The sequence below is a fragment of the Saccharopolyspora elongata genome (genome assembly GCF_004348985.1).
GTDB classification, from domain to species: Bacteria; Actinomycetota; Actinomycetes; order Mycobacteriales; family Pseudonocardiaceae; genus Saccharopolyspora; species Saccharopolyspora elongata.
In genome coordinates, this window is sequence record NZ_SMKW01000061.1 from 14,212 (window position 1) to 37,571 (window position 23,360).

28 protein-coding genes are annotated in these 23,360 nt (G+C 69.7%); 5 read left to right on the top strand and 23 right to left on the bottom strand.

What is annotated here, in order from left to right; genetic code table 11:
• Positions 1-18: 18 nt before the first annotated feature.
• Positions 19-1,689, bottom strand: a complete 1,671-nt coding sequence (gene menD, locus E1288_RS33360) for a 2-succinyl-5-enolpyruvyl-6-hydroxy-3-cyclohexene-1-carboxylic-acid synthase (RefSeq protein ID WP_132492374.1) — start codon at positions 1,687-1,689, stop codon at positions 19-21.
• A 134-nt stretch (positions 1,690-1,823) separates the two neighbouring features.
• Here menD and E1288_RS33365 point away from each other — a divergent pair, with 134 nt between their 5' ends.
• The 3 genes from E1288_RS33365 (at position 1,824) to E1288_RS33375 (ending at position 5,144) form a co-directional block, all read left to right on the top strand.
• On the top strand, positions 1,824-2,747 hold the full coding sequence (locus E1288_RS33365; protein ID WP_132492376.1) for a 1,4-dihydroxy-2-naphthoyl-CoA synthase: 924 nt from the start codon (positions 1,824-1,826) through the stop codon (positions 2,745-2,747).
• A gap of 281 nt (positions 2,748-3,028) precedes the next feature.
• Positions 3,029-4,219 carry an o-succinylbenzoate--CoA ligase gene (gene menE / locus E1288_RS33370; RefSeq protein ID WP_132492378.1) on the top strand — a complete coding sequence of 397 codons (1,191 nt, stop codon included), beginning with the start codon at positions 3,029-3,031 and terminating at the stop codon, positions 4,217-4,219.
• Between the two features lie 52 nt (positions 4,220-4,271).
• Positions 4,272-5,144, top strand: a complete 873-nt coding sequence (locus E1288_RS33375; protein WP_132492380.1) for a 1,4-dihydroxy-2-naphthoate polyprenyltransferase — start codon at positions 4,272-4,274, stop codon at positions 5,142-5,144.
• 127 nt (positions 5,145-5,271) lie between these two features.
• Here E1288_RS33375 and E1288_RS33380 read toward each other — a convergent pair whose 3' ends face one another.
• Genes E1288_RS33380 through E1288_RS33390 form a run of 3 tightly spaced genes read right to left on the bottom strand, consistent with a single transcriptional unit; the run spans position 5,272 to position 7,275 of the window.
• Positions 5,272-5,838 (bottom strand): DUF3558 family protein, encoded by a 567-nt coding sequence (locus E1288_RS33380; RefSeq protein ID WP_235883978.1) that lies wholly within the window; start codon positions 5,836-5,838, stop codon positions 5,272-5,274.
• Between the two features lie 34 nt (positions 5,839-5,872).
• Complete coding sequence (gene cds1, locus E1288_RS33385; protein ID WP_207954697.1) at positions 5,873-6,976, bottom strand: L-cysteine desulfhydrase Cds1; 1,104 nt, start codon at positions 6,974-6,976, stop codon at positions 5,873-5,875.
• On the bottom strand, positions 6,973-7,275 hold the full coding sequence (locus E1288_RS33390; protein WP_235883979.1) for a DUF4229 domain-containing protein: 303 nt from the start codon (positions 7,273-7,275) through the stop codon (positions 6,973-6,975). Before E1288_RS33390 ends, cds1 begins: the two co-directional genes overlap by 4 nt.
• Positions 7,276-7,471: 196 nt before the next feature.
• Between E1288_RS33390 and E1288_RS33395 the strand changes: the two genes are divergently transcribed.
• Together E1288_RS33395 and E1288_RS33400 are read left to right on the top strand one after the other, a co-directional pair.
• The gene (locus E1288_RS33395; RefSeq protein ID WP_132492384.1) at positions 7,472-7,696 is read left to right on the top strand and encodes a BldC family transcriptional regulator; all 225 of its coding nucleotides are present in this window, start codon (positions 7,472-7,474) and stop codon (positions 7,694-7,696) included.
• Between the two features lie 220 nt (positions 7,697-7,916).
• Complete coding sequence (locus E1288_RS33400; RefSeq protein WP_132492386.1) at positions 7,917-8,108, top strand: hypothetical protein; 192 nt, start codon at positions 7,917-7,919, stop codon at positions 8,106-8,108.
• 43 nt (positions 8,109-8,151) lie between these two features.
• On the opposite strand, the gene E1288_RS33405 is transcribed toward E1288_RS33400, so the two are convergent.
• From E1288_RS33405 to E1288_RS33495, 19 genes are all read right to left on the bottom strand, one after another.
• The gene (locus E1288_RS33405; RefSeq protein WP_132492388.1) at positions 8,152-9,780 is read right to left on the bottom strand and encodes a MinD/ParA family ATP-binding protein; all 1,629 of its coding nucleotides are present in this window, start codon (positions 9,778-9,780) and stop codon (positions 8,152-8,154) included.
• Positions 9,781-10,016: 236 nt separating this feature from the next.
• Entirely contained in the window at positions 10,017-11,015 is a 999-nt protein-coding gene (ccsB, locus tag E1288_RS33410; protein WP_132492390.1) for a c-type cytochrome biogenesis protein CcsB, read from the bottom strand.
• Complete coding sequence (gene resB, locus E1288_RS33415; RefSeq protein ID WP_132492392.1) at positions 11,015-12,637, bottom strand: cytochrome c biogenesis protein ResB; 1,623 nt, start codon at positions 12,635-12,637, stop codon at positions 11,015-11,017. The genes ccsB and resB overlap by 1 nt, the downstream gene beginning before the upstream one ends.
• Positions 12,637-13,419, bottom strand: a complete 783-nt coding sequence (locus tag E1288_RS33420; RefSeq protein ID WP_132492394.1) for a cytochrome c biogenesis CcdA family protein — start codon at positions 13,417-13,419, stop codon at positions 12,637-12,639. Before E1288_RS33420 ends, resB begins: the two co-directional genes overlap by 1 nt.
• A gap of 265 nt (positions 13,420-13,684) precedes the next feature.
• Positions 13,685-14,281: a TlpA family protein disulfide reductase gene (locus E1288_RS33425; protein WP_207954698.1), complete on the bottom strand. Its 597-nt coding sequence runs from the start codon at positions 14,279-14,281 to the stop codon at positions 13,685-13,687.
• The gene (locus tag E1288_RS33430) at positions 14,278-14,913 is read right to left on the bottom strand and encodes a histidine phosphatase family protein (RefSeq protein WP_132492396.1); all 636 of its coding nucleotides are present in this window, start codon (positions 14,911-14,913) and stop codon (positions 14,278-14,280) included. Before E1288_RS33430 ends, E1288_RS33425 begins: the two co-directional genes overlap by 4 nt.
• A complete protein-coding gene (hemL, locus tag E1288_RS33435) occupies positions 14,910-16,259 on the bottom strand; it encodes a glutamate-1-semialdehyde 2,1-aminomutase (RefSeq protein ID WP_132492398.1) in 1,350 nt (449 codons plus the stop codon). Before hemL ends, E1288_RS33430 begins: the two co-directional genes overlap by 4 nt.
• A 34-nt stretch (positions 16,260-16,293) precedes the next feature.
• Complete coding sequence (locus E1288_RS33440) at positions 16,294-16,656, bottom strand: hypothetical protein (RefSeq protein ID WP_132492400.1); 363 nt, start codon at positions 16,654-16,656, stop codon at positions 16,294-16,296.
• A 75-nt stretch (positions 16,657-16,731) separates the two neighbouring features.
• Complete coding sequence (locus tag E1288_RS33445) at positions 16,732-17,166, bottom strand: hypothetical protein (protein WP_132492402.1); 435 nt, start codon at positions 17,164-17,166, stop codon at positions 16,732-16,734.
• Positions 17,159-17,578, bottom strand: coding sequence for a hypothetical protein (locus tag E1288_RS33450; protein WP_132492404.1), 420 nt, complete (start codon positions 17,576-17,578; stop codon positions 17,159-17,161). Before E1288_RS33450 ends, E1288_RS33445 begins: the two co-directional genes overlap by 8 nt.
• Positions 17,578-18,249 (bottom strand): proline-rich domain-containing protein, encoded by a 672-nt coding sequence (locus tag E1288_RS33455; RefSeq protein ID WP_235883980.1) that lies wholly within the window; start codon positions 18,247-18,249, stop codon positions 17,578-17,580. Before E1288_RS33455 ends, E1288_RS33450 begins: the two co-directional genes overlap by 1 nt.
• Positions 18,250-18,301: 52 nt before the next feature.
• Positions 18,302-18,907, bottom strand: a complete 606-nt coding sequence (locus E1288_RS33460) for a hypothetical protein (protein WP_132492406.1) — start codon at positions 18,905-18,907, stop codon at positions 18,302-18,304.
• Positions 18,908-19,018: 111 nt separating this feature from the next.
• Positions 19,019-19,582 carry a hypothetical protein gene (locus E1288_RS33465; protein ID WP_132492408.1) on the bottom strand — a complete coding sequence of 188 codons (564 nt, stop codon included), beginning with the start codon at positions 19,580-19,582 and terminating at the stop codon, positions 19,019-19,021.
• A gap of 47 nt (positions 19,583-19,629) precedes the next feature.
• Positions 19,630-20,145 (bottom strand): hypothetical protein, encoded by a 516-nt coding sequence (locus tag E1288_RS33470; RefSeq protein WP_235883981.1) that lies wholly within the window; start codon positions 20,143-20,145, stop codon positions 19,630-19,632.
• Between the two features lie 40 nt (positions 20,146-20,185).
• A complete protein-coding gene (locus E1288_RS33475; protein WP_132492412.1) occupies positions 20,186-20,776 on the bottom strand; it encodes a hypothetical protein in 591 nt (196 codons plus the stop codon).
• Positions 20,773-21,756 carry a porphobilinogen synthase gene (gene hemB, locus E1288_RS33480; protein WP_132492414.1) on the bottom strand — a complete coding sequence of 328 codons (984 nt, stop codon included), beginning with the start codon at positions 21,754-21,756 and terminating at the stop codon, positions 20,773-20,775. Before hemB ends, E1288_RS33475 begins: the two co-directional genes overlap by 4 nt.
• 141 nt (positions 21,757-21,897) lie before the next feature.
• Positions 21,898-22,173 carry a DUF397 domain-containing protein gene (locus E1288_RS33485; RefSeq protein WP_132492416.1) on the bottom strand — a complete coding sequence of 92 codons (276 nt, stop codon included), beginning with the start codon at positions 22,171-22,173 and terminating at the stop codon, positions 21,898-21,900.
• 19 nt (positions 22,174-22,192) lie between these two features.
• Positions 22,193-22,405, bottom strand: coding sequence for a DUF397 domain-containing protein (locus E1288_RS33490; RefSeq protein ID WP_132492464.1), 213 nt, complete (start codon positions 22,403-22,405; stop codon positions 22,193-22,195).
• Positions 22,406-22,410: 5 nt separating this feature from the next.
• Complete coding sequence (locus E1288_RS33495) at positions 22,411-23,259, bottom strand: helix-turn-helix domain-containing protein (RefSeq protein ID WP_132492418.1); 849 nt, start codon at positions 23,257-23,259, stop codon at positions 22,411-22,413.
• Positions 23,260-23,360: the final 101 nt, after the last annotated feature.

Below are 23,360 nucleotides of genomic sequence, written 5' to 3' on the forward strand. Positions count from 1 at the left end.
GGCCGGCCAGCCCAGCCGTCAGCCGAGCAGTGCCGTGCGAACTGCGGCCAGCAAGCGCTGGTGCACCGAACGCAGCGCGGTGCGATCCGCCCGCACCTCAACGACGCGCAGGCCCGGCCGCCACTGCAGGGCAGCGGTGAGCTCGGATCGCTCGCGCACCAGCACGTGGTCGACACCGTGCGCCGCGCAGAGGTTGCCGATGTCGGTTCCGTGCGGCGTGGCGAAGACCCGCTCGAAGGCCTCCCGGTGCTCGGGGCTTCCCTGTTCCAGCAAGGCGAAGATGCCGCCGCCGTCGTCGTTGAGCACGACGATCGTCAAGTCCGGCCGCTGTTCGTACGGCCCCAGCATCAATCCGTTGCTGTCGTGCAGGAAAGTCAGGTCCCCCAGGAGTGCGTAGGCGGGTTGACCGTGCGCGACCGCGGCGCCGATCGCGGTCGACACCGTGCCGTCGATGCCGGCCACGCCCCGGTTCCGGTGCACGACCACATCGGACCGCTGCCGCGCGGCCAACGCGACATCGCGGCTCGGGTTCGACGACCCCAGGACCAACAGGGCCTGTTCCGGCAACGCATCGACGACCTCGCGCGCCACCGCGGCTCCGCTCGGCCAGCGCTCCAGATCGAGTGCGGCGTGCAGTGCCTCGGACGCCTTCTGGTCGGCGTGCTGCCACGCGGTAAGCCAGTCGGGATCAGTATCTCCCGGCGCGGCACCGAAAGTCTCCGCGACCTCCCGCAAGTTGTGCGCCGGAGCAGCCCAGTCCACCCCACCGTGCGCGAGCAGCACCTCCACGCCGGTATCCGCCAGCAATTGCTGGACCTGCCGGAAAACAGTCGGGCGACCGACGCACAGCACCTGCTCGGGACGGTGCTCCTGCATGAACTCGGGCAGGTTCAGCAGCCACATTCCGGTGCTGATCGCCGCCGAGCCGCCGACACCCACGCCACCGGATTCCGCCAACACCGGCCAGCCGTACCGATCGCCCCACTCGCCGGCTTTCTCCGCACCCCAGTCGGCGACGAGCACGAGTCCGCGCCGAGCATGCACCCGGGACAGTTCGCTCGGCGCCTGACCTCGCTCGGAGACCTCCGTCCACCGTGCATCGTCCGGGCGGCCGGCCAGCGACTCGCACCACTGCTCGTCCCCGTCCGGCACCAGTGGTTCCCGGAACGGGATGTTCAGGTGCACCGGGCCGCCTCGCCCGCTGCCGGCCGCGGCGTGCCAGGCCCGGCACATCTGGCTTCGCCAGTACGCGTTCTGCCCCGGTCGGCTCTCGGCGACCGCGAGCTCGTCGAACATCCGGACCTCGGCGCCGAACAGCCGGTGCTGATCGATGGTCTGGTTGGCACCGGCCGCGCGCAGCTCCGGCGGGCGGTCCGCGGTCAGCACGATCAGCGGGACGCCCGAGTGGTATGCCTCACTGACCGCGGGATGCAGATTCGTCGCCGCGGTACCGGAAGTGCAGACCACCACGACCGGCGACTGCGTCCGCGACGCCAGTCCTAACGCGAGAAAACCCGCGCTGCGCTCGTCGATGCGAACGTGCAGTCGTAACCGCTCTGCGTGCGCGGCTCGGTACAGTGCGTAAGACAGAGGTGCGTTGCGGGACCCCGGGGAGAGCACCACCTGCCGCACCCCGTTGCGGACGAGCTCGTCGACGATGACCTCAGCCTGGGCCGTGGACGGATTCAACCGATCACCTCTGAACATCGCTTGCGAACTCCGGCCGAGGGGGCCATGGTCCCCCTCGCCCTCGTTCGCGCAAGCGCCGGGCAGCTGCGGGGAGGCCCCCGCGCTGAACGCCTGCTGCGCCTATTGTCCCAGGTGTGCAGAATCCCCGTGTCTCTGAGCTGTTCGATCCGGCTTTGTGGGAGCCCGTCGCGGGCTTCGACTTCACCGACATCACGTATCACCGCTGCGTCGAGGACGGCCCCGGGAAAGGCACCGTGCGCATCGCGTTCGACCGCCCGGACGTCCGGAACGCCTTCCGCCCGCACACCGTCGACGAGCTGTACCGCGCCCTGGACCACGCGCGCATGACCAGCGACGTCGGCTGCGTGCTGATCACCGGCAACGGCCCGTCCACCAAGGACGGCGGCTGGGCCTTCTGCTCCGGCGGTGATCAGCGGATCCGCGGCCGTTCCGGGTACCAGTACGCCGACGGCGAGACCTCCGACACAGTCGACCCGGCCCGCGCCGGGCGGCTGCACATCCTCGAGGTGCAGCGGCTGATCCGGTTCATGCCGAAGATCGTCATCGCGGTCGTGCCGGGCTGGGCCGCCGGCGGCGGGCACAGCCTGCACGTCGTGTGCGATCTCACGCTCGCCAGCGCCGAGCACGCCCGCTTCAAGCAGACCGACGCCGACGTCGGCAGCTTCGACGGCGGCTTCGGCTCCGCCTACCTCGCCCGCCAGGTCGGCCAGAAGTTCGCCCGCGAGATCTTCTTCCTGGGGCGGCCCTACACAGCCGAGCAGGCGCACCAGATGGGCATGGTCAACGCGGTCGTCCCGCACGACGAGCTGGAGGCCACCGCGCTGCAGTGGTCCCGCGAGATCAACGGCAAGTCCCCGACCGCGCAGCGCATGCTCAAGTACGCGTTCAACGCCATCGACGACGGACTGGTCGGCCAGCAGCTGTTCGCCGGCGAGACCACCCGCCTCGCCTACATGACCGACGAGGCCGTCGAGGGGCGCGACTCGTTCCTGCAGAAGCGGACCCCTGACTGGTCCGCCTTCCCCTGGTACTTCTGAGCCGTCGGGACCGGTTCCGGGCGGACCCGCACCGCTTGCTCCGGCGCGGAACCGGTCTCGTCCACCATCTCCCGCAGGCCACCGGCCGAAGAGGTCCGCCAGCAGGTCGGCCGGGCACACCAGCACGATCAGAACCATCATTTCTTCGACTCCTCCCAAGCGCGTACCAATTTCATCGGCGGAGAATTCGAACACTTGATCGCTAGAACAGGTGATCGAGTGTCGAAGTTCTCGCCGCAGCCGCAAGGTCCCCGAGGCCGGTGCTCCCCGACAATGGGCAGATGCCGAACGCCCGCGACCTGCAGCCGCTTCCCGTGCCACCCGGATCCGGGGCGTTGGCCGTGCTACCTGCGCTGACGCGGGCACTGCACGGTGCCGGACCGGCGCTGCTCCCGGTCGCCGCGGGAGACGCGGCGGAGTCCCGCCGACTCGTCGCCGCCCTCGCCGACGGCACGCCGCTGACCGCCGCCGAGGACCACCCCGACGATCCGACGGCGCTGGTCATAGCCACCTCCGGCTCCACCGGCACCCCGAAGGGCGTGCTGCTCCCGGCGTCGGCGCTGCGCGCTTCCGCCGAAGCCACCCACCGCCGCCTCGGCGGCCCCGGCAACTGGCTGCTGGCGATGCCCGCTCACCACGTCGCCGGCATCCAGGTCCTGGTGCGGGCGCTGCTGGCGGGCACCAGCCCGCACGCCGTCGACACCTCTGCCGGGTTCCGCCCTGACGGGTTCGCGGCGGCTGCCCGGCACGTGCTCGCCGCAGATGGCCCGCACTACACGGCCCTGGTGCCAACGCAGTTGTCCCGGCTGCTCGACGCGGGTGGGGATGGCCTTGCCACGCTGCGCAAATTCGACGCGGTGCTGCTCGGCGGCGCCGCTACACCGCCGGCCTTGCTGCGCCGGGCCCAGGACTCCGGTGTGCAGGTCACCACGACGTACGGGATGAGCGAGACCTCTGGCGGCTGCGTCTACGACGGACGACCGCTGGACGTCGCGAACGTCCACGTCGACGAGGCGACCGGCCCGATCCGGCTGGCCGGACCGATGCTGGCCAGGGGATATCGGCATCAGCCCGATGCGCCGGCGTTCGCCGACGGCTGGTTCCGCACCGGCGACCTGGGCCGGTGGCAGGACGACCGGCTGGAAATCCTGGGCCGCGCCGACGACATGATCATCAGCGGCGGGGTCAACGTGGCTCCGCTGCCGGTCGAACGGATCCTCACGGAACAGCCAGGAGTCCGCGAGGCGTGCGTGCTCGGCGTGCCCGACCAGGAATGGGGGCAGGCGGTGGTCGCCGCAGTCGTGCCCGCGGATCCGGCCGCCCCGCCGGCCGAGGACGCGCTCCGGGCCACGGTGCGCGAGCGGCTCGGCGCGGCAGCCTCGCCGAAGCGCATCGCCTTCCTCCCGGAGCTGCCGCTGCGCGGGCCTGGGAAGCCGGATCGGCGCGCGTTGGCGGCACTGCTCGTTTCCTGAATCCGGGGAGGCTCTCGCCGACGGTCCTCGCGGGTGCGCGAAGATGACTCACATGGCGACTGTCGCTCAATGGATCGAAGGCGCTCGCATCCGCACCTTCCCGAATGCGATCGCACCAGTGCTCGCCGGCACCGGCGCGGCGGCGGGGATCGACGGGTTCGACCCCGTGACCGCGGTCCTGGCGCTGCTCGTCTCCATGCTGCTGATCATCGGGGTCAACTTCGCCAACGACTACTCCGACGGCATCCGCGGCACCGACGACGACCGGGTCGGCCCGTTCCGCCTGGTCGGTTCGGGTTCGGCGAGGCCGAGCGCGGTGCGCGCGGCGGCCTGGACCTGCTTCGGGCTCGCGGCCGTCGCCGGGCTCGGCGTTGTGATCCTAAGTGGACATTGGTGGCTGCTGGCCGTCGGCGCGCTCTGCATCGCCGGGGCCTGGTACTACACCGGCGGCAAACGCCCTTACGGCTACGCGGGTCTCGGCGAGCTCGCCGTGTTCGTCTTCTTCGGCCTGGTCGCGGTGCTGGGCACCATGTACGTGCAGGCCGACACGATCTCGGGCTCCGGCATCGGCGCCGCGGTGGGCATCGGATCGCTGTCCAGCGCGGTCCTGGTGGCCAACAACCTCCGCGACATCCCGTCCGACCGCGTCACCGGCAAGCGCACCCTCGCGGTGCTGCTCGGCGATCGCGACACCCGCACGCTCTACGTCGCGCTGACGCTCGTCCCGTTCCTGATCACGGTCCTGATCGGGCTGCGGAACTCCTGGGCGTTGCTCGGTTTCCTCGCCTTGCCGCTGCTCATCGTGCCGTTGCGCGCCGTGGCAGGCGGGTCCCAGGGCCGCGCCCTGATCCCAGCGCTGCGCGACACGGGCTTCGCCATGCTGGCGTGGGCGATCCTCACAGGCGTCGCCGTCGCGATCGGTTGACGCGGATGGTCGCTCGGGAACTCGTTCCCGCACCGGCTGATGTGGCACGAACGGCCTGTTCGCCTCGATAGACGAGGTGGACAGGCCGTTTGCTTCAACCGCACCGGCTAGAGGCTCAGGGAGCCGGTCACACCACGACGGCCGTGAGCACGTACTCCGCGACGAGTTCGGCCTTCTCGCACTGAGCGGTGCTCGCTTCGCCGGCCGTCACCGAGACCTGCAGCGTCGCGCCCGCCACACCGGCGAACACGGTGCAGTCGCTCGCGCGCATCGTCCGGGTACCGCGAACGGAACCCAGCTGGACCTCTTCGCGGCCGAGCGTCGCGAAGCCCTCCGGTTGGGCTCCGATCAGCACGGAACGGCCGCCCGAACTGGCCTGGAAGGTGCAGCCGCGCACGGGCGGATCGAATCCGATCTCCCGGAACTCCCCGCGTTCCACCGGAAACGCCAGGGCGCTCAACTCCTCCCGCTCGACCAGGCCGCAGAGTTGGTCGGCAGGCAGATCGGCGAGCCGTTTCTGCTGTTCCGGCGGCACTTTCCGGGTGATCGACGGGCTCGCGGATTCCGTCGCGGACTCCTCGGCCGAAGTGGTCGGCGTCGGCGGTGCGGAGGCCAGCGATGCCTGCTCTCCCGACGTGCAACCGGCCACCACGCCGAGCAACGCGACCGCGGACAGCCAACCCCAACGCCTCACCGACACACCAACCTTCCTGCGCGGGCTCCCGCGTTCAGTCTGCCCGGAACTCGCCGGTGGCGTGGAAGCGGTCCAGCGCCGCGGTCGGCGCGGCCAGGTCCAGGCCGCGCTCGGCGACCCAGGCGTCGTCGTAGTAGGTGTGCGTGTAGCGCTCGCCGCCGTCGCAGAGCAGCGTCACGATGCTGCCGCTGCGACCCTGCTGGAGCAGCTCCGAAACCAGGACGAAGACGCCCCACAGGTTGGTTCCGGTGGAGCCGCCCACGCGCCGCCCCAGCGCCTTCTCGACCCAGCGGATCGTGGCGATCGACGCCGCGTCCGGCACCTTGATCATCCGGTCGATCGCCTGGCCGACGAACGAGGGCTCCACCCGCGGCCGCCCGATGCCTTCGATCAGCGAACCGGAGTCGCTGGTGCGGTTCGGGTCGCCGTCCCGCCAGGCGTCGAAGAACACGGAGTTCCCCGGATCCACGACGGCCAGCCTCGTGTTGTGCCGGCGGAAGCGCAGGTAGCGCCCGATCGTCGCGCTGGTGCCGCCGGTGCCCGCACCGACCACCACCCACGCCGGCTCGGCGTGCGGTTCGAGCGCGAGCTGCTCGAAGATCGATTCGGCGATGTTGTTGTTGCCGCGCCAGTCGGTGGCCCGCTCGGCGTGCGTGAACTGGTCCATGAAGTGGCCGTCGAGCTCGGCGGCCAGCCGGCGGGACTCGTCGTAGATCGCGCCTGGCTCGTCCACGAAGTGGCAGCGGCCGCCGTGCCACTCGATGAGCGACACCTTCTCGCGGCTGGTGGACCTGGGCATCACCGCGATGAACGGCAGCCCGAGCAGGCGCGCGAAGTAGGCCTCGGACACCGCCGTGGATCCCGACGAAGCCTCGATCACCGGTGTGTTCTCGGTCACCCAGCCGTTGCAGATCGCGTACAGGAACAGCGATCGGGCCAGCCGGTGCTTGAGCGAACCAGTCGGATGTGTTGACTCGTCCTTGAGGTAAAGATCGATGCCCCACTCCGCGGGCAGCGGATAGCGCAGCAGGTGGGTGTCCGCGCTGCGGTTCGCGTCGGCCTCGATGATCCGCACGGCTTCGCTGGTCCAGCCGCGGGTTCGGGCGCAGGAGCGGTCGATGTCGTAGTTGTCGATCACTGCACGTCCGCGGTTCGCTCGCCGCGCAGCTGGGCACGCAGTTCGGCGCGGCGCGCCCCGCGTTCGGCCATCCCGGCGGCGACCTTGCGACGCAGGCCACCGAAGACGAGCAGCGACAACGGCATCGCCACCACGACGGCCACCGCGAGCGCGACCAGCATCGGAACGTGCACCAGGACCAGCAGCGCAGTGACTGCGGCCACCAGTCCCAGCCTGGCAAGGGTGTAGAGCGTGATGTCGCGCGTGAGGTTCGGCTGCGCGCCCTGGTCCGAGGTTGGGGCTTTCTGCTGTTCCTGCACGTCATCCAGGGTAGAGCAAGACGAGCCGTGCCCGGCCGGGCACCTTCCGGCCGAGCCGCCACGGACGCCCGAAGCGCCGTTTTCGTCCCTTACCTTCCCTTTACCTAAACCCAAATGTTCGAGTACCTGGCCATCGAGGTGCCAGGATGCGACCGGAATGCCCGAAAACCCACTACTCGCAACGTGGAGGTCACCTGTGACCGCGTCGACCCAGCAGCCTCGCCAGAACGGTCAGGAGCAGCTCCTCACCCCCGGTGAGGTCGCTGCGCTCTTCCGGGTCGATCCCAAGACCGTGACCCGGTGGGCGACCGCCGGCCGGATCGGTTCCATCCGCACCCCCGGCGGCCACCGCCGCTTCCGGGAGTCCGAGGTCCGCACCCTGCTGGCCGAGCTGACCAACGACGTCAACCGGTCGGTCTGAGCGGCGATCGGTGCGCCGAGCCGACGCCTCGGCCGTCGGCCAGCGCCCCGCCACCGAGGACCTGAAGATCGCCGGCGGTCCCAGCGACCGCCGATCCAGGTGGCGCCTCGCCCCTCAGCGAGGCGCCACCTGGATCCGTCTGCGATGACACCACCTGCGACGACGACAACCACGCCCGGGATTGGCTAATCTCGAGGCGGAACAGTTGGAGGTGGCCACGATGATCTACGTTCTGGCAGCGATCGGTGCGCTCACCATCGCCGTGCTGATGTGGAAGGCCTTCGGCCCCCAGGCGACCGGGGAGGCCCGACGGCGCCCCCGGCAGGCGCCGATCGCACCGGACGACGATCCCGACTTCCTGCGCCGGATCAGCGAGCAGCAGCGCAAGCAGCGCCGCAGCGAAGAGGACTGAGCACGGCGTCGGGGCGGGCGGCGGCGCCCACCCCGACCGGCCGTCAGCCCCGGTTGCGGCCGGAAGCCTGCGGGAAGTCGTCGGCCACGATCGCGGCCAGCTCCAGCAGCGCCATCCGGGTGGGCATCTCGAGCTGGTCCAGCTCCACCTCCGCACCCTCTTCCAGGTGCGGATCGAACGGGATCTTCGAAACCGCGCGGCAGCGCGACCCGAAGTGTGCGGCCAGCTTGTCCACGTCGACCTTGCCGGACCCCGGGCGAACCGAGTTGATCACGGCGACGGACCGGGCAACCAGATCGCCGTACCCGTGCGCGTCCAGCCAATCCAATGTGGCCGAGGCGCTGCGCGCCCCGTCGATCGAGCTGGACGACACGATGACCAGCGAGTCGGCCATGTCCAGCACGCCCTTCATCGCGGAGTGCATCAGGCCGGTGCCGCAGTCGGTCAGCACCACGTTGTAGAAGTGCTCCAGCAGCGTGACGGTGCGCCGGTAGTCGTCCTCGCTGAACGCCTCGGAAACGGCTGGATCCTGTTCGCTGGCGAGGATTTCCAGCCGGCTCGGCCCCTGCGAGGTGTACGAGCGGACGTCGCTGTACTTGCGGATCCGGTGCGCGTCCCGGAGCAGGTGCCGCACGGTCGCGGTGGTCTCCAGCGGGATCTTCTGGCTCAGCGTGCCGCGGTCCGGGTTCGCGTCGACGGCGATCACCCGGTCGCCACGCAGCGAGGAGAAGGTGGAGCCGAGCGTGGCGGTGGTGGTGGTCTTGCCCACGCCGCCCTTGAGGCTCAGCATCGCGATCTTGTAGCAGCCCTGCAGCGGCTGGTTGATCCGGGCGATCAGCTCGCGCCGCCGCCGGTCGGCCGGGCCCTCGCCGAAGTTCACGGTCTTGCCGCTGGCCAGGTAGACGGCCTTGCGCCAACCCGACTGGGGTGACCGTTTGGTCGGCCGGAGCAGCTGAGCGGACGAGAGGTCCTGGCCGAACGGCTGATCCCCGCCGCCCGCGGGCTGGGCAGCCTGGGGGTATGACGAATACGACTGCTGCGGGCCCGGTTGCGGCCCGCCTTGCTGGTTCTGCTGCGGGTAAGGTCCGGACGGTCCACCGGACACCTGCTGGTACGGCCCGGACGGTCCACCGGACACTGGCGGATACGGGCCGGATGCTCCACCGGACACTGGCGGATACGGGCCGGACGCTCCACCCGAAACCGGCGGGAAGGGTCCGGAAGGTCCGCCGGAAACCGGGTAGGGACCCGACTGCCCTCCTGGCACCTGGTGCGGGCCCGAGGCGTTCGGCTGGTGGTGCGGACCGGAAACCGTCGGGTCGCCGTACTGCGGGCCCGCCGGGAACTGCTGCGGGCCGGACTGGCTCGGGTCGGCGTACTGCGGCTGCGCTGCGGCGCCGCCCGGCGCACCGCCCGGGTAGTACGGCTGCGGGGCGTCCCCGACCGAGTACTGGCGGGGTTGCTCGGCCTGCGACGGATCGACGTACGACGGCGTCGGGTGTTCGGCGGGATGCGGTTGTCCCGGCGAGGTCTCCGGGTCGGCGTACTGCCCCTCCGGCGCCGCTCCGTTCCCGCTGCCCGTGGATTGCGGCTCGGCGATCGCACCGTCGGCCTGCGTCGCGGCGGTGCCCGTCTCGCGCCGCGCTTCGGGCTCTTCGTACTGTCCGGTCACCGTTGCCGTCCCTCCAACAATCGAGTCGCGCCCTGCCGGACCGAATCGAGATCTCCCCGTCTCCGCAAGGCACGGTAGTCCCAGATATACCCACAAGTCACCGGGGGTGGCCGGTCGGCTCCGCAAACGATCACCGCCCGCCGAACCTGGCTTGTGCAGGTGGCGGGCGGTGTTCCGGGAATTGCGGTCGCAGCGGCCGGTTTTCGTCCTCGCCCCGGTCGGGGCGGATCACCGGCTCACAGTCCAGCGTACGAGTGAAGCCCCGCGACGACGATGTTGATGAAGAACAGGTTGAAGATCATGACGGCCAGACCCAGGATGTTGATCCACGCCGACCGGACGCCCCGCCAACCGGCCGTGGCCCGGGCGTGCAGGTACGCGGCGTAGACGACCCACGCGATGAACGAGCAGGTCTCCTTCGGGTCCCAGCCCCAGAACCGACCCCAGGCGGCCTCGGCCCAGATCGCGCCCGCGACGATCGCGAACGTCCAGACCGGGAAGATGATCACCGTGGCGCGGTAGGCCATCCGGTCCAGCGCCTGGCTGGTCGGCAGCCGGGGGCCGAACTTGGCCAGCTTCAGCGGGTTGTTCTCGTACCGGGACCGCAGCAGGTAGAGGACGCTGGCCACGCCGGCGAAGAGCAGCACGCCGCTGGAGACGATCGCCGCCGCGACGTGGATCACGATCCAGTACGACTGCAGCGACGGCTGCAGCGGCGCGGCCTGGGCGTAGAGCACGGTGCCGGACAGGAACAGCAGCAGGATGACCGGCAGCATCAGGAAACCGCCGAGCCCGCGCAGCTGCGTCGGGGTCGCTTCGCGCCGCTCCGCGCGCATCTGCCGGAACAGCACGATGACCCAGGCGACCACCGCCGCCAGGCAGATCGCCGAGCCGAACTCGTACATGTTGCCCCACGGCACCCGGCCGGTGGCGAAACCGCGAAGCAGGAGGGAGGCCGCGTGGACCAACGCGCCGAGCACGGTCATGGCGACGGCCATGCCGCCGAGCCGCTCGCTCAACGGGCGCTTCGCCGGGGTCTCCACGTGCCCGATCGTCGGCGTCGCGGCGGCCCCGCCACCGGCGTTGACCAGGGCCGGCTCCTTCTTGCGGGCGCCCGCCCCGGTCCTGCCGTAGGCGAACTCCGCGAAGTACAGCAGCATCGCGGCGATGTAGACGACCACGGATGTGGCGTACGCCATGTCGCTGTAGGTCGACAGCGTCTGATTGACCGGCATCAGCTCTTCCTTTCGCGCGCGGGCCCAGCGACCGCGCGTGACTCCGGCGAGTGGTCGACGCCCGTGCCGAGGAGATCGGCGGCCAGCCTGGTGAACTCCTCGCCATAACCGGCCTGGTCGGTGCGGGCGAGTCCGCCGACTTCGACAACGGTACGCGCGGAACCGGGTTCGTCCGGTTCCGGGTTCGGCACGACGCGGACCCACACGCGGCGGCGCTTGATGGTCAGCGAGGTGCCGATGCCGAAGATGATCGCGATGGCGAAGCCGAGCACCCACGGCTGGAACGGGTCGTGCGAGACCTGCAGGTTGGCCCAGCGCTTGACCGCGTCGAAGCGGACCTTGGTGCCGTCGTCGAGGGTGATGTCCTCGCCGAGGCGCAGGTTCTCGCGGGCGACCCGCTCGAGCCTGCCCTGATCCACCATGGACTGGTCGACGCCGAAGATCGACTGGCCGCGACCGGAGTCGAGGCCGAGGTCGCCGCGCAGCACGTCCACGGCGACGGTCGGGTCCAGCAGGTCCGGGAAGCCGGAGCTCAGCACCTTGCCGTCGAAGGCGGCGGTGGGCGCGAACAGCCCGGTGATCGCGAGCTGCTTCTGGCGTCGCTGCACGTCGTCCTGCACGCCCGGCGGGTCGAACTTGGTGGCGCCCTGCGACAGCATCGTCTGCACGGAAACCGGCTGCCACTGGATGATCCCGGTGCGCTGCTGGCCGTCGGGGAACGTCACCGTGAACTGCGGGGCGTATCCGTTGCCGGTCAGGTAGACGCGGTCGCCCGCGATGCGCAGCGGGTGGTTGACCTGCAGCAGGTACGGCTGCCAGGTGTTGGTGTCGAGGTCGTCATCGACCTGGTACTGCATGTCCACGCGGAAGCTCTCGACCTGCCCGGTCGGGAGGTACTGCACGTCGAAGTCGTTGACGCGCACGCAGAACGGGTTGAGCTGGGTGCCGTCGACGGTGAGCCCGGCGCGGAAGGAGTCGTAGTTGTAGGTGCCGGCGTTGCAGAACTCGGAGCCGTTGGCCACCACGATGACCTGGCCTTCGTAGCCGTACAGCTTGCCGCCCGCGACGCTGATGAGCATGCCCACCAGGGCGAAGTGGAAGACGAGGTTGCCGATCTCGCGCAGGAAGCCGCGCTCGGCGCTGATGGACCGCCCGCCGTCGGCCTCCTCGCGCTCGACCATGCGCCAGCGGCGCAGCCGCTTGCGGGCGGAGGTCATGACCTCGTCGACCGAGGCGTCGAGGGTGGCCTTCTCGTAGTGCGGCATCCGGGCGAGGTTGCGTGGCGTCCGGACCGGCTTGCTGCGCCACTGCTTGTAGTACTCCCAGCAGCGCGGCAGCAGGCAGCCGATCAGCGAGATGAACAGCAGCACGTAAATGGAGGCGAACCAGACGGAGCTGAACACCTCGAACGCGCCGAGCTTGTCCAGGATCGGCGCCAGCGTCGGGTAATCGCCGAAGTAGCGGTCCACTTCGGACTGGTTGAGCGAGCGCTGCGGGATCAGCGCGCCGGGCAGCGAGGCGAGCGCGAGCAGGAACAGCAGCACCAGCGCGGTGCGCATCGAGGTCAGCCCGCGCCACGTGTTGCGCAGGAACGCCAGGGTGCTCTTGAGGAATCCGGGCATCAGATCAGCGTTTCGAAACCGGCGATCGGCTCACGCAGCACTGCGATCAGCTCTCCCCACAAACCGGTGACGAGCAGGAGGCCCACCACGATCAGCAACACGCCGCCCGCGATCTGGATGGCCCGGGCCCGGCGGCGCAACCACCCGGTGCTCCGGATGGCCCACCGGGCACCCAGCGCGAGCAGCACGAACGGCATCCCCAGCCCCAAGCAGTACGCGGCGACCAGCAGGATCCCGCGGACCGCGGTGCCGGTGGTCGCGTCGGTGGCGATGGCGATGGACGTCACGCCCGCCAGCGTCGGCCCGAGGCACGGGGTCCAGCCCAGGCCGAACACGGCGCCCAGCAGCGGCGCACCCCAGATCCCGGCCCTGGGCACCCGGTGGATGCGCAGGTCGCGCTGGAGCACGGGCACCAACCCGACGAACACCAGGCCCATCGCGATCGTGACCACGCCACCGATCCGCTGCAGCAGCAATTCGTTCGCCAGCAGCGCGTCGGACAGCCCGAGCAGCAACAACGTCCCGGACGCGAACACCACGGTAAACCCGGCCACGAAGAGCAGGGCCGCTCCGGCGACCCGCCAACGCCCGCGGCGGCTCTGCCCGGCTTCCGCGACGTTCACCGGCGGGGCGTCGGCACCGACGACACCGGCCAGGTAGGCCAGGTATCCGGGCACCAGCGGCACCACGCAGGGCGAGGCGAAGCTGATCGCCCCGGCGAGCGCTGCGATCGCCGCCGCGAACAGCAGCGGTCCGGTCGCGGCGAGCTCGGTGGGGTTCACACCTCGAGGGTAGGAAAGTCAAGAGGGCGATCTACCACCGGGCTCGGTGAACCGGCCCACATCTTTCCTGGTGAACGCGTTGCGCAGGCACGACACGGGCTCGCCAGGGCCTAAAGTCCCGCATTTTCAGGACCACCACCAGCCCCTTCCGAACCGCCGTGAGGCGAGCATCACCATCAGGCCCCGGCACGTGCTTCAGGCTCGGCCCGCCGTTTTCGCGCGAAAACGGCGCCCACACCACCGGCACCGCTGCGCGGGACGCGGCTCAGCGCGGTTCGGCGGCGACCTTCTGCACCTCGGGGAGCAGTTCGCTCTCCAGCATCTCGGTCAGGAAGACCGCCGCGACCCGGTGCTGCCGGTCGAGCACGATCGTGGCCGGCACGGTGCTGCGCGGGAACTGCCGCAGCGCCAGCAGCGTGCGTCCCGCCGGATCGAAGATCGACGGGTAGGTCAGGCCCCGGTCGCGGTGGAAGTCCGCGGCGGCCGACTGGCTGTCCCGCACGTTGATGCCGAGCACCTGGACGCCCTGGGCGGCGGTCTTGTCCTGCACCGCCTGCAGGTCGTCGGCCTCCGACCGGCACGGCCCGCACCACGAGCCCCAGATGTTCAGGACCACGACCTGGTCCTTGAAGTCGTCCAGCCCGAGCTGCTTGCCCGGTTCCAGGAGGCTGTCACCGGACATCCCGCTGACCCGGCCGCGCTGCTCCGGCGGGTAGAAGATGCGGGTCTGCCCGCCGGGCGAGACGAAGGTGAACTCCCCGCCGCCGCCCTGCGACACCGCGTCGTCGCCCTGCGTCGCGCAGCCTGCGACCAGCGCTAACGCCGCCGCGACCAGCCCGAACCGCACCACCAGTCGTTTCATGCCCCTGTCACCTTCGGATCGGTCTCCCCGGCCGGTTCGACGTAGGCGATCCGCACCAGTTCCTCGCCGCGGAACACCAGGCTGGTCAGCGACGCCAGCGAGCACTGCCGCCGCCGCGGGTCGTGCCACATCGGCTTGCCCTCGAGGAACCGGCGCAGCGTCCAGATCGGCAGCTGGTGCGAAACGCACACCGCCTCGTGGCCGACCGCCGCCGACCTGGCCCGGTGCGCTGCGCCCAGCATGCGGTGCGCGATCTCGAGGTACGGCTCCCCCCACGACGGCCGCAGCGGGTTCCAGAGCTTCGGCCAGTGCTTCGGCGACCGCAGCGCACCGTCGCCGACCGAGACCTTCAGGCCTTCGAAGCGGTTGTCGGCTTCGATGAGCCGGGCGTCGGTCGCCACGTCGAGCTGGAACGTCGCGCCGATCGGCACGGCCGTCTGCTGCGCGCGCTGCAACGGCGAAGCGACGACGTGGGCAACGTCGCGCCCGGCCAGGAACTCCGCGACGACCTTCGCCTGCTGCTCTCCCCGGTCCGACAGCCGGTACCCCGGCAGCCGCCCGTAGAGGACGCCCTCGGGGTTGTGCACCTCGCCGTGGCGCAGGAAGTGCACCACCGTCTTCTCGCCGGTCATGCCTCCGCCCCCGGGGCGGTGGCCGCGGCTGCGGCGCGGGCCGCGTGCGGCAGCGCTTCGGCGATCGCTTCGAATGCCGCTTCGTCCATCGCCGCGTTGACGAACCAGGATTCGAACGCGCTCGGCGGCGCGTAGACGCCGCGCCTGAGCAGTTCGTGGAAGAACGGCGGGAACCGCCAGACCTGCTGGGCCTGCGCCTGTTCGTAGTTGTGCACCGGCGTCTCGCTGAAGAAAACGCTGACCATGTTCGCCGCGAAGGCGACCTGGTGCGGCACACCCTCGGCGGTCAGCGCCGCGCCGAACAGGTCGCCGAGCCGCTTGCTGTTGCGGTCCAGCGCCGCGTAGACCTCGGCGTTGGCGGCGCGCAGGTTGGCCAGCCCCGCGGCGACGGCGACGGGGTTCCCGGACAGCGTGCCCGCCTGGTAGACCGGCCCGGACGGGGCGAGGCGGGCCATGATCTCGGCGCGACCGCCGAAGGCGGCCGCGGGCAGCCCGCCGGACATCACCTTGCCGAACGTGTAGAGATCACCGGCGACACCGTCGACGCCGAACCAGCCGGCCGCGGAGACCCGGAAACCGGTCATGACCTCGTCCATGATCAGCAGCGCCCCGGCGGCGTTGGTGATCTCCCGCAGCCCGGCGTTGAAACCGGGCAGCGGCGCGACCGCGCCCATGTTGCCCGCCGCGGCCTCGGTGATCACGCAAGCGATCTCGTCGCCCTGCTCGGCGAAGACCTGCCGCACGGCGTCGAGGTCGTTGTAGGGCAGCACGATGGTGTCCGCCGCCTGCGCACCGGTGACGCCCGGCGAGGTCGGCAGCCCCAGCGTGGCGACCCCGGAGCCGGCGCTGGCCAGCAGCGCGTCGACGTGGCCGTGGTAGCAGCCGGCGAACTTGACGATCTTCTGGCGGCCGGTGAACCCGCGGGCCAGCCGCACGGCGCTCATCGTCGCCTCGGTGCCCGAGTTGACCAGCCGGACCTGCTCGACCGGCTCGACGCGGTCGATGATCTCCTGCGCGAGGTCGATCTCACCGGCGCCCGGGGTGCCGAAGGAAAGGCCGTGCGAAGCGGCTTCCTGCACCGCCCGGACCACGTCGGGATGCGCATGGCCGTTGATCATCGGGCCCCAGGAGGACACCAGGTCCACGTACCGGTTGCCGTCGGCGTCCCACAGGTAGGCGCCTTCGCCGCGGACCATGAAGCGGGGCGTGCCGCCGACCGAGTGGAACGCCCGGACCGGCGAGTTGACGCCTCCCGGGGTCACCGCGAGGGCGCGCTCGAACAGCTGCCGCGACCGCGGAGCCGGATCGTCGTTCGAGTTCGATGCGGGGTTCGCAGAAGCTGTCACGTCACCAGTCTGACAGGCGCGGCGAAGTGACCGGTCACACCCCGTTCGACTCCCGGCGGCGGGCCCGCAACGCCAGCGCCAGCTGGCGGATCGCGTCGAGCAGCAGCAGCCCGGCCAGGGTCGCGGCGCCGACCGCGGCGGCCAGCCAGCTCCCGATCGACCTGGTGACGACGTCGACGGCGCCCTCCGGCCCCGGCAGGTAGATCGTCACCGTCCCCTGCCGCCACGACCACCAGGCTGCGAGCGCCAGCCCCACCGCCACGACCAGCTCGATCCCGGCCACGGCGGCCCGCCATGGCTGGTTCAGCCCGGCCGAGCCGGTCGGCGCATCGGCGTGCTCGACGTCGTCGTCGCTGAGTCGCGGCCCAGTGGCGGGCCACGGTTCCGGAGTCGTCACGCGAAGAAGCGTCTCATGACCGATCGTGCACACCGCAAACCAGCGGCCAACCGGCCGGACCGGCGACGCGCGTGGTCACTCCTCCACGAGCCGGGCGAGCGCCGACGACAGCGCTTCGGGGTTCTTCGCCCAGGCCAGGACCACCTCGTCGGGTTGGAGCCGGAGCGGGACCTCGCCGGTTCCCTTCGGGACCGTCCAGCTCCCGCCGAGCACCCGCGCCCCCACCGGCGCGCCCACGTCGGTGACCGCCGCGATGCGGCCGACCTCGAGTTCTTCCCGTCCCAGCACCAGCTGCGCGGGCGTCAGCCGCACCGAGACGAGCCGGCGACGGCCGTACACCCAGATCGCGGCGGCCACCGCGAGCCCGCCGCCGGCCAGCCCCCAGAGCGGCGCGTTCACCGGGCCCGGCGTCAACGCTTCGACACCGAGTCCGAGCAGCGCGAATGCCGGCCCCCACAGCACCGGCCACCAGCTGCTGCCGCGCTCCGAGTACAGCACCGGTTCAGTCATGCTCACCCGTCAGCCAGTCCGTGCTCGGGCGCCGCCACATGAGCACCGCGGCGGCCGCGCCGAGGATTAGCACGATCACGTTCACGCTGAACACCGCCCCGGTGCCCAACAGCATCAGCAGGTGCACGACCGCGAATCCCGACAGCACGCCGCGAGCCCACGCGCGCCGCCGGAACATCAACGCCCCCAGCACCAGGTAGGCCGCCACCAGCACCGCCGCGATTCCGGTGTTCACCAAGAGCAGCTGCTGCGCGCGGTCTGCCGCGTCCGCAGGCGTGGCCTGGTCCTGCGTGATCAACCGCCCCGCCAGGTCGCCGCGTCCGATCCACATCAGCGCCGACTGCAACGCCAGGACGAGCGCCACCACCCACCACAGGACGATGGCGAGGCGCAGTGGTCGCGGCGAATCCATCAGAACCGGCCCGCCGCCTTGAAGTACCAGTTCGACGGCTTCAGGTAGACCAGCGCGGTGAACACGAGCATCCCCACCAGGCCGAGCCCGGTCTGGCTGTAGGACAACGCGAAGAACGAGCCGGGCAGCTGACGCTGGTCCAGGTCGCCGGTCATCGTCATGCTGCCGCCCTGGATCAGGCTGATGACGCCGACCAGCATCCAGATGCCGGCGAGGACCGTGAGCGTGATCCGCGCCCAGTTCTTCCCAGCCCGCATCTTGAAGCCGAAGAGGATCCACAGCCCGGTCAGGATCAGGTAGATGATCGTGAGGACCACGAAGAAGAACAGCAGGAAGCCGTTGGCGATGGACGCGAGCTGCCGGTCGATGTCCGAGTCACCGGTGGTGCCGGCGATGGAGTCGTTCACGAAGCCCTGCAGCATCAGGTAGCTCAGCACGGAGAGGACCGTGGCGACCAGCGGCACGACGACCGCGATCCAGAACGCGATCTCGACGGTGATCGGCCGCTGGAACGCCGCCAGCTCCTGGGCCGGCACCGGCGGCGCCGCGAACGGATTCGACTGCGGGTACTGCGAAAACCCGCCCTGCGGGTATTGCTGCGGAAAACCGCCGGAGGGAGTACCGCCCTGCGGGTACCCACCTTGTTGCCAAGGATTTTGCGGTGGAGTCACGCGGCAAACAGTATGAACAGGGCAGACCCGCTGTCCACTTGGTTGGTCAAACTCACCTGCCCGCCACCAGCTTGATGTAGTCGGTCGACGGCTTCAGGAACACCAGGAGCGTGAACAGCACCGGCGTGACGAACGCCAGGAACATCTGGAACATGCCGATGATCGCGACGGCCGAGATCATCGGCAACCCGTAATCGGTGAGGCTGTACGTGAAAGTGATGATCGAGTAGAGGTCGTAGAGCAGCCAGAGCGCGGCGAGCACCACCAGCGCGATTCGCGCCCAGCCGCGCCCGCGGCGCAGCTGCAGCGAGAACACGATCCAGAGAGCGGCGCACATCACTGCGGCGAGGGTGAAGCCGCCCTCGAAGAGCATGAAGGACCAGGAGCTCCACACGTACTTGCCGAACTCGACGAGCAAGACCACCAAGGTCAAGACGCTCAGCATCGCGGACAGCGGCGGCACCACGAGGCCGAGGATGCTCGCGAGCTTCAAGGTGCCGGGCGCGGGCGGCTTCGCTCCGCGCGGCGGCTGCTGCGGGTGCCCGAACTGGGCCTGCTGGGGGTACCCGAATTGAGCCTGCTGCGGATAGCCCGGCTGCGGCTGGAACTGCTGCGGATTGGGCCCCTGCGGCGGCCAAGGGTTCTGCGGCGACGTCACTCGCCGACCGTAATACAGGCGATCAGCCGGGCGGGCCGACTTCGGGGACATCCGGGAGCCGGACGACCACGCCCACGAGCAGGGCGGGGCCGTCCACGTCGCCCACCGGACTCACCTGCCCTGCACGGCCTTGAAGTAGTCGTTCGACGGCTTCAGGAAGACCAGCACGAGGAACAGCACCGTCGTCACGATCACGAGGAACATCTGGACCATGCCGATGATCACGGTTGGCTGGCTGATGGCCTCCCCGAAGTCGCCGCCGACCGCCAGGAAGAACGAGACGATCGAGTAGAGGTCGTAGAGCAGCCAGAGCACGGCCAGGACCACCAGCGCGATCCGCGCCCAACCACGCCCGCGGCGCATCACCAGCGAGAAGACGATCCAGAGGATGGCGCACACCACCGCGGCGACGGTGAAGAAGGCGTTGACCGCCAGGACCGACCAGGCGCTCTCCAGGTAGTCGCTGAGCATGACGAGCAGGACCACGAAGCTGATGACGCTCAGCACCGCGGACAGCGGCGGCACCACCAGGCCGAGGATGCTCGCGAAGTTCACAGTCCCGGGCAGGCGCGGCTTGCCGCCGGGCACCTGCTGCGGATGACCCATCGGTGCCTGCGGATAGCCCGCGGGCTGCGGGTTCGGGTTCTGCTGCCAGGGGTTCTGGGGCGACGTCACCCGAAAACACTAATACAGCGGACCATCCCGACGTATCGAAAACGCGCTCAGCGGTGCCGGCCGTGCTGGAAGTACTGGTTCGACGGCGCGAGGTACGCGAAGACGATGGTCGCCGCCACGGCCAGCAGCTGCAGCAGGGACAGCAGCGAGGCCGCGATGCCGCCGCCGGCCACCGACGGGATCGTGAGCAGGATCCACACCGCGCCGATCACCGTGATGACGATCCGGGCCCAGTTCCGCCCACGGCGCATGAAGAACAGGAACATGATCCACAACGCCGCGATGGCGACCACGATCACGACCACCATCACCAGCACCGCGTTGTAGATGCTGCGCGCCTGGTCCATCGTGATCGGCTGGCCTTGCGCGGCGGTCTCCTCCAGCACCGCCTGCAGTTCGGAGTCGGACACCAGCAGGAACGACGCCGCCAGCATCGCGAAGCCCACCACCACGCTGGCGATCCCCGACCAGAAGGCATAGTCGATCGTGGTCGGCCGCCACGGCCCGGACAGCTCGTGGCCGGGCACCTGCGGGTCGCGCTCTGGTTCCTGCGGCGGTGTCACCTGCTCCAGGTTAGGAACCGCGGAGCCCGGCGTCCAGGCATTATGACCAACCGTTACCCGGCCGCCCCGTTGCGTTACCGAGGCGGCGGCTGCGCACCGCGTAGAAGAACCGGTTCGCTTCCGGGCGGTACATGAACACGATCGCGGCGATCTGGACGAGCATCACGACCAGCGAGAACGCGACGTCCGCACCGGTGATCCCCACGCCGGTGAGCTCGCGGATCAGCTCCCCGCCGACCAGCGAGACGGTGAGCACCGTCATCAGCGCGTTGAAGACCCCGAAGCCACCGAAGACGGTGAGCACGACGCGCGCCCAGTTTCGGCCTTCCAGCATCCGCCGGGACAACATCAGGTACACCAGCAGGATCAGCGCCTTGAGCAGGAACGTGAACATGATCCCGCTGTTGGCCGCGGCCTCCAGGTCCTGCGTGGTCATGGTCGGCTGGATGTGCCGCAGCTCGGCGATCAGCTTGGGCCGGTCGAGGAGCTGGACGAACGCCTGCACGACGCCGAGCAGCACCGATCCGATCCACAGCCACTTCGCCGTCTGCAGCGCCTGCGGCGCCGACGGCGGCTCCGGCTCGGGCACCGGTCGGCCGAACGCGTCCACACGCTGCCCCAGGTCCGTCATGCCCGCGCGTCCTGCAGCCAGCGCGCGGCTTCGACCGCCCAGTAGGTCAGGACGATGTCGGCGCCGGCCCGCCGGATCGAGGTCAGGGTTTCCAGCACGGTGCGCTGCCGGTCCAGCCAGCCGTTGGCGACCGCGGCCTCGATCATCGAGTACTCGCCGGACACCTGGTAGGCGGCCACCGGCACGTCGGCCACGCCGGCGATGTCGCGCAGCACGTCCAGGTAGGACATCGCGGGCTTGACCATCACCATGTCGGCGCCCTCGGCGAGGTCCAGGTCGGCCTCGCGCAGCGCCTCGCGGCCGTTGGCCGGGTCCTGCTGGTAGGTCTTGCGGTCGCCCTGGAGCTGCGAGTCCACCGCTTCGCGGAACGGGCCGAAGAAGGCGGAGGCGTACTTCGCCGAGTAGGCCAGGATCGAGGTGTCGCCGAAGCCGGTCGCGTCGAGCGAGTCGCGGATCACGCCGACCTGGCCGTCCATCATTCCGCTCGGGCCCACCACGTGCGCCCCGGACTGGGCCTGCACCACGGCCATCTCGCCGTAGATCTGCAGCGTGCGGTCGTTGTCGACGTTGCCGTCCTCGTCCAGGACGCCGCAGTGCCCGTGGTCGGTGAACTCGTCCAGGCACAGGTCGGCCATCAGCACGGTGTCGTCGCCGAGCTCGGAGTGCAGGTCGCGCAGCGCGACGTTGAGGATGCCGTCCGGGTCGACCGCACCGGAGCCCTCGGCGTCGTGCGTGGTCGGCACGCCGAAGAGCATCAGCCCGCCGACGCCGGCGTTGACGGCGTCGACCGCGGCCTTGCGCAGCGAGTCACGGCTGTGCTGCACGACGCCGGGCATCGACGCGATCGGCACCGGTTCGGTCGCGCCCTCGCGAACGAACATCGGAAGCACCAGGTGGCGGGGCTCCACGGAGGTCTCGGAAACCAGTCGGCGCAGCGCGGGGTTGCGACGCAGTCGGCGCGGACGGTGCGAGGGGTACATGACAGCGGCTCCCCAAACAGGCTCGGCGGGGTGACACCTTAAGCGTAGCGATCCGACAGAACGGACGAGCCGAGGGCTCGGCCTGGCCCGCAAACCTCGTGAGCGTTCAGCCGGTAAGGACCGGAACCAACGCTCACGAGGTCAGCCTCGGAGCCGCCCGGCCTTGAGGGCGTCGAGGAAACCACCGAAAGCCGCGGCGCCGAAAACCAACGCCGGGCCGTCAGGGTCCTTCGAGTCCCGGGCAGCGGTGGCGCTGGATAAGCACGCGACCTCGACGCAGTTGTTCGCCCCGTTCTGGCTACGGCTGCTCCTGCGCCAGATGGGAGTCAAGTGTGCGATTTCGACACAGTTGTCGGCGCCGTTCTGGCTACGAGTACTCCTCTGCCACGTGACGGTGAGTTCAGACGCACGGATCATCGTCCCTCCTCATCGAACTTCAGAGATCGAAGTAACCAGCCTTGAGCGCGTTGACGAACACCGACCACTGCGGCCGGTTGACCGCCAGAGCGGGGCCGGCGGGATCCTTGGAGTCGCGCACTCCAGTTCCCGAGCTCAGTAATGGTGCGATCTCGACGCAGTTGGCGGCACCGTTGTTACTGCGGGACGACTTGCGCCACGGCCCGGCGACCTGGAGTTCCGGCGCGAGCATCACTGTCACTCTCCTCCTCCTTCTTCGATGAGCCGGTCGAGGAAAGTCAGCGTTTCTCGCTCGGCAATCGATGTTCTATGAGCTTGATCGAACGCGATCGCGTACTTCTCGGTGTGCTGCTGGCGGTCGTACCACTGCCCATCGATGAACGTCTCGGCGTAGGCGAAGGTCACAACGGGATCGCCCACGTACAGCAGCGAGAACGAGTTCCCGAGAGCCGTGTGCGCTCCTGAGCTGAACGGCAAGACGCGCAGCGAGACATGCGGCAACTCGGCGAAGGTTTTCAAGAACCTGAGCTGTTCCAACAGCACTCTCCGGCCGCCAACCTCACGGCGAACGGCAGCTTCGCCAAGGATGAGCGTGACGCGCGGCGCATCCAGTCCGATGAGGTGTTCTTGCCGCGTCATTCGACGCTCCACCGCATCCTCAACACCGCGTTCCGGCTGCAAGATCCCCTGGGACAACAGGGCTCGCGCGTACTCCCTGGTCTGCACGAAGCCTGGAAGCAACTCTTCGTGGAAGACCTTCAGCTCCTGCGCGGCGACTTCCACAGCGACATACGTTTGCGCCCACTCGGCGATCGGTGGGGTTGCCGTGTCCCGCTTCCGGGCCTCTCGAGCGAGACCTTGAACGTACTGCTGTTCCGCCTCCGAAAGCTCGTAGAGCTCAAGCAGGCGGTCCACCTCGGTAGCGACGAGCTTCCGTTGGCCCGTCTCCACGAGGTTGACCTTCCTCGAATACCAACCGAGCTTGTCGGCAACGGTGTTGGCGTCCAGCCCGACGCGCTCGCGATACGTGCGCAAGGACTGCCCCAGCACCAACCGATACGCAAGCGGCGGCGGCGAACTTCCCATGGCCCAATCCTCTCGGCTCCCAGACATCGGCGGAAGACCTCTTGCGCCAACAAAGCACGCAGCTAGATCACTCCATCGATCGACTTCAAACTGTGCCGTCG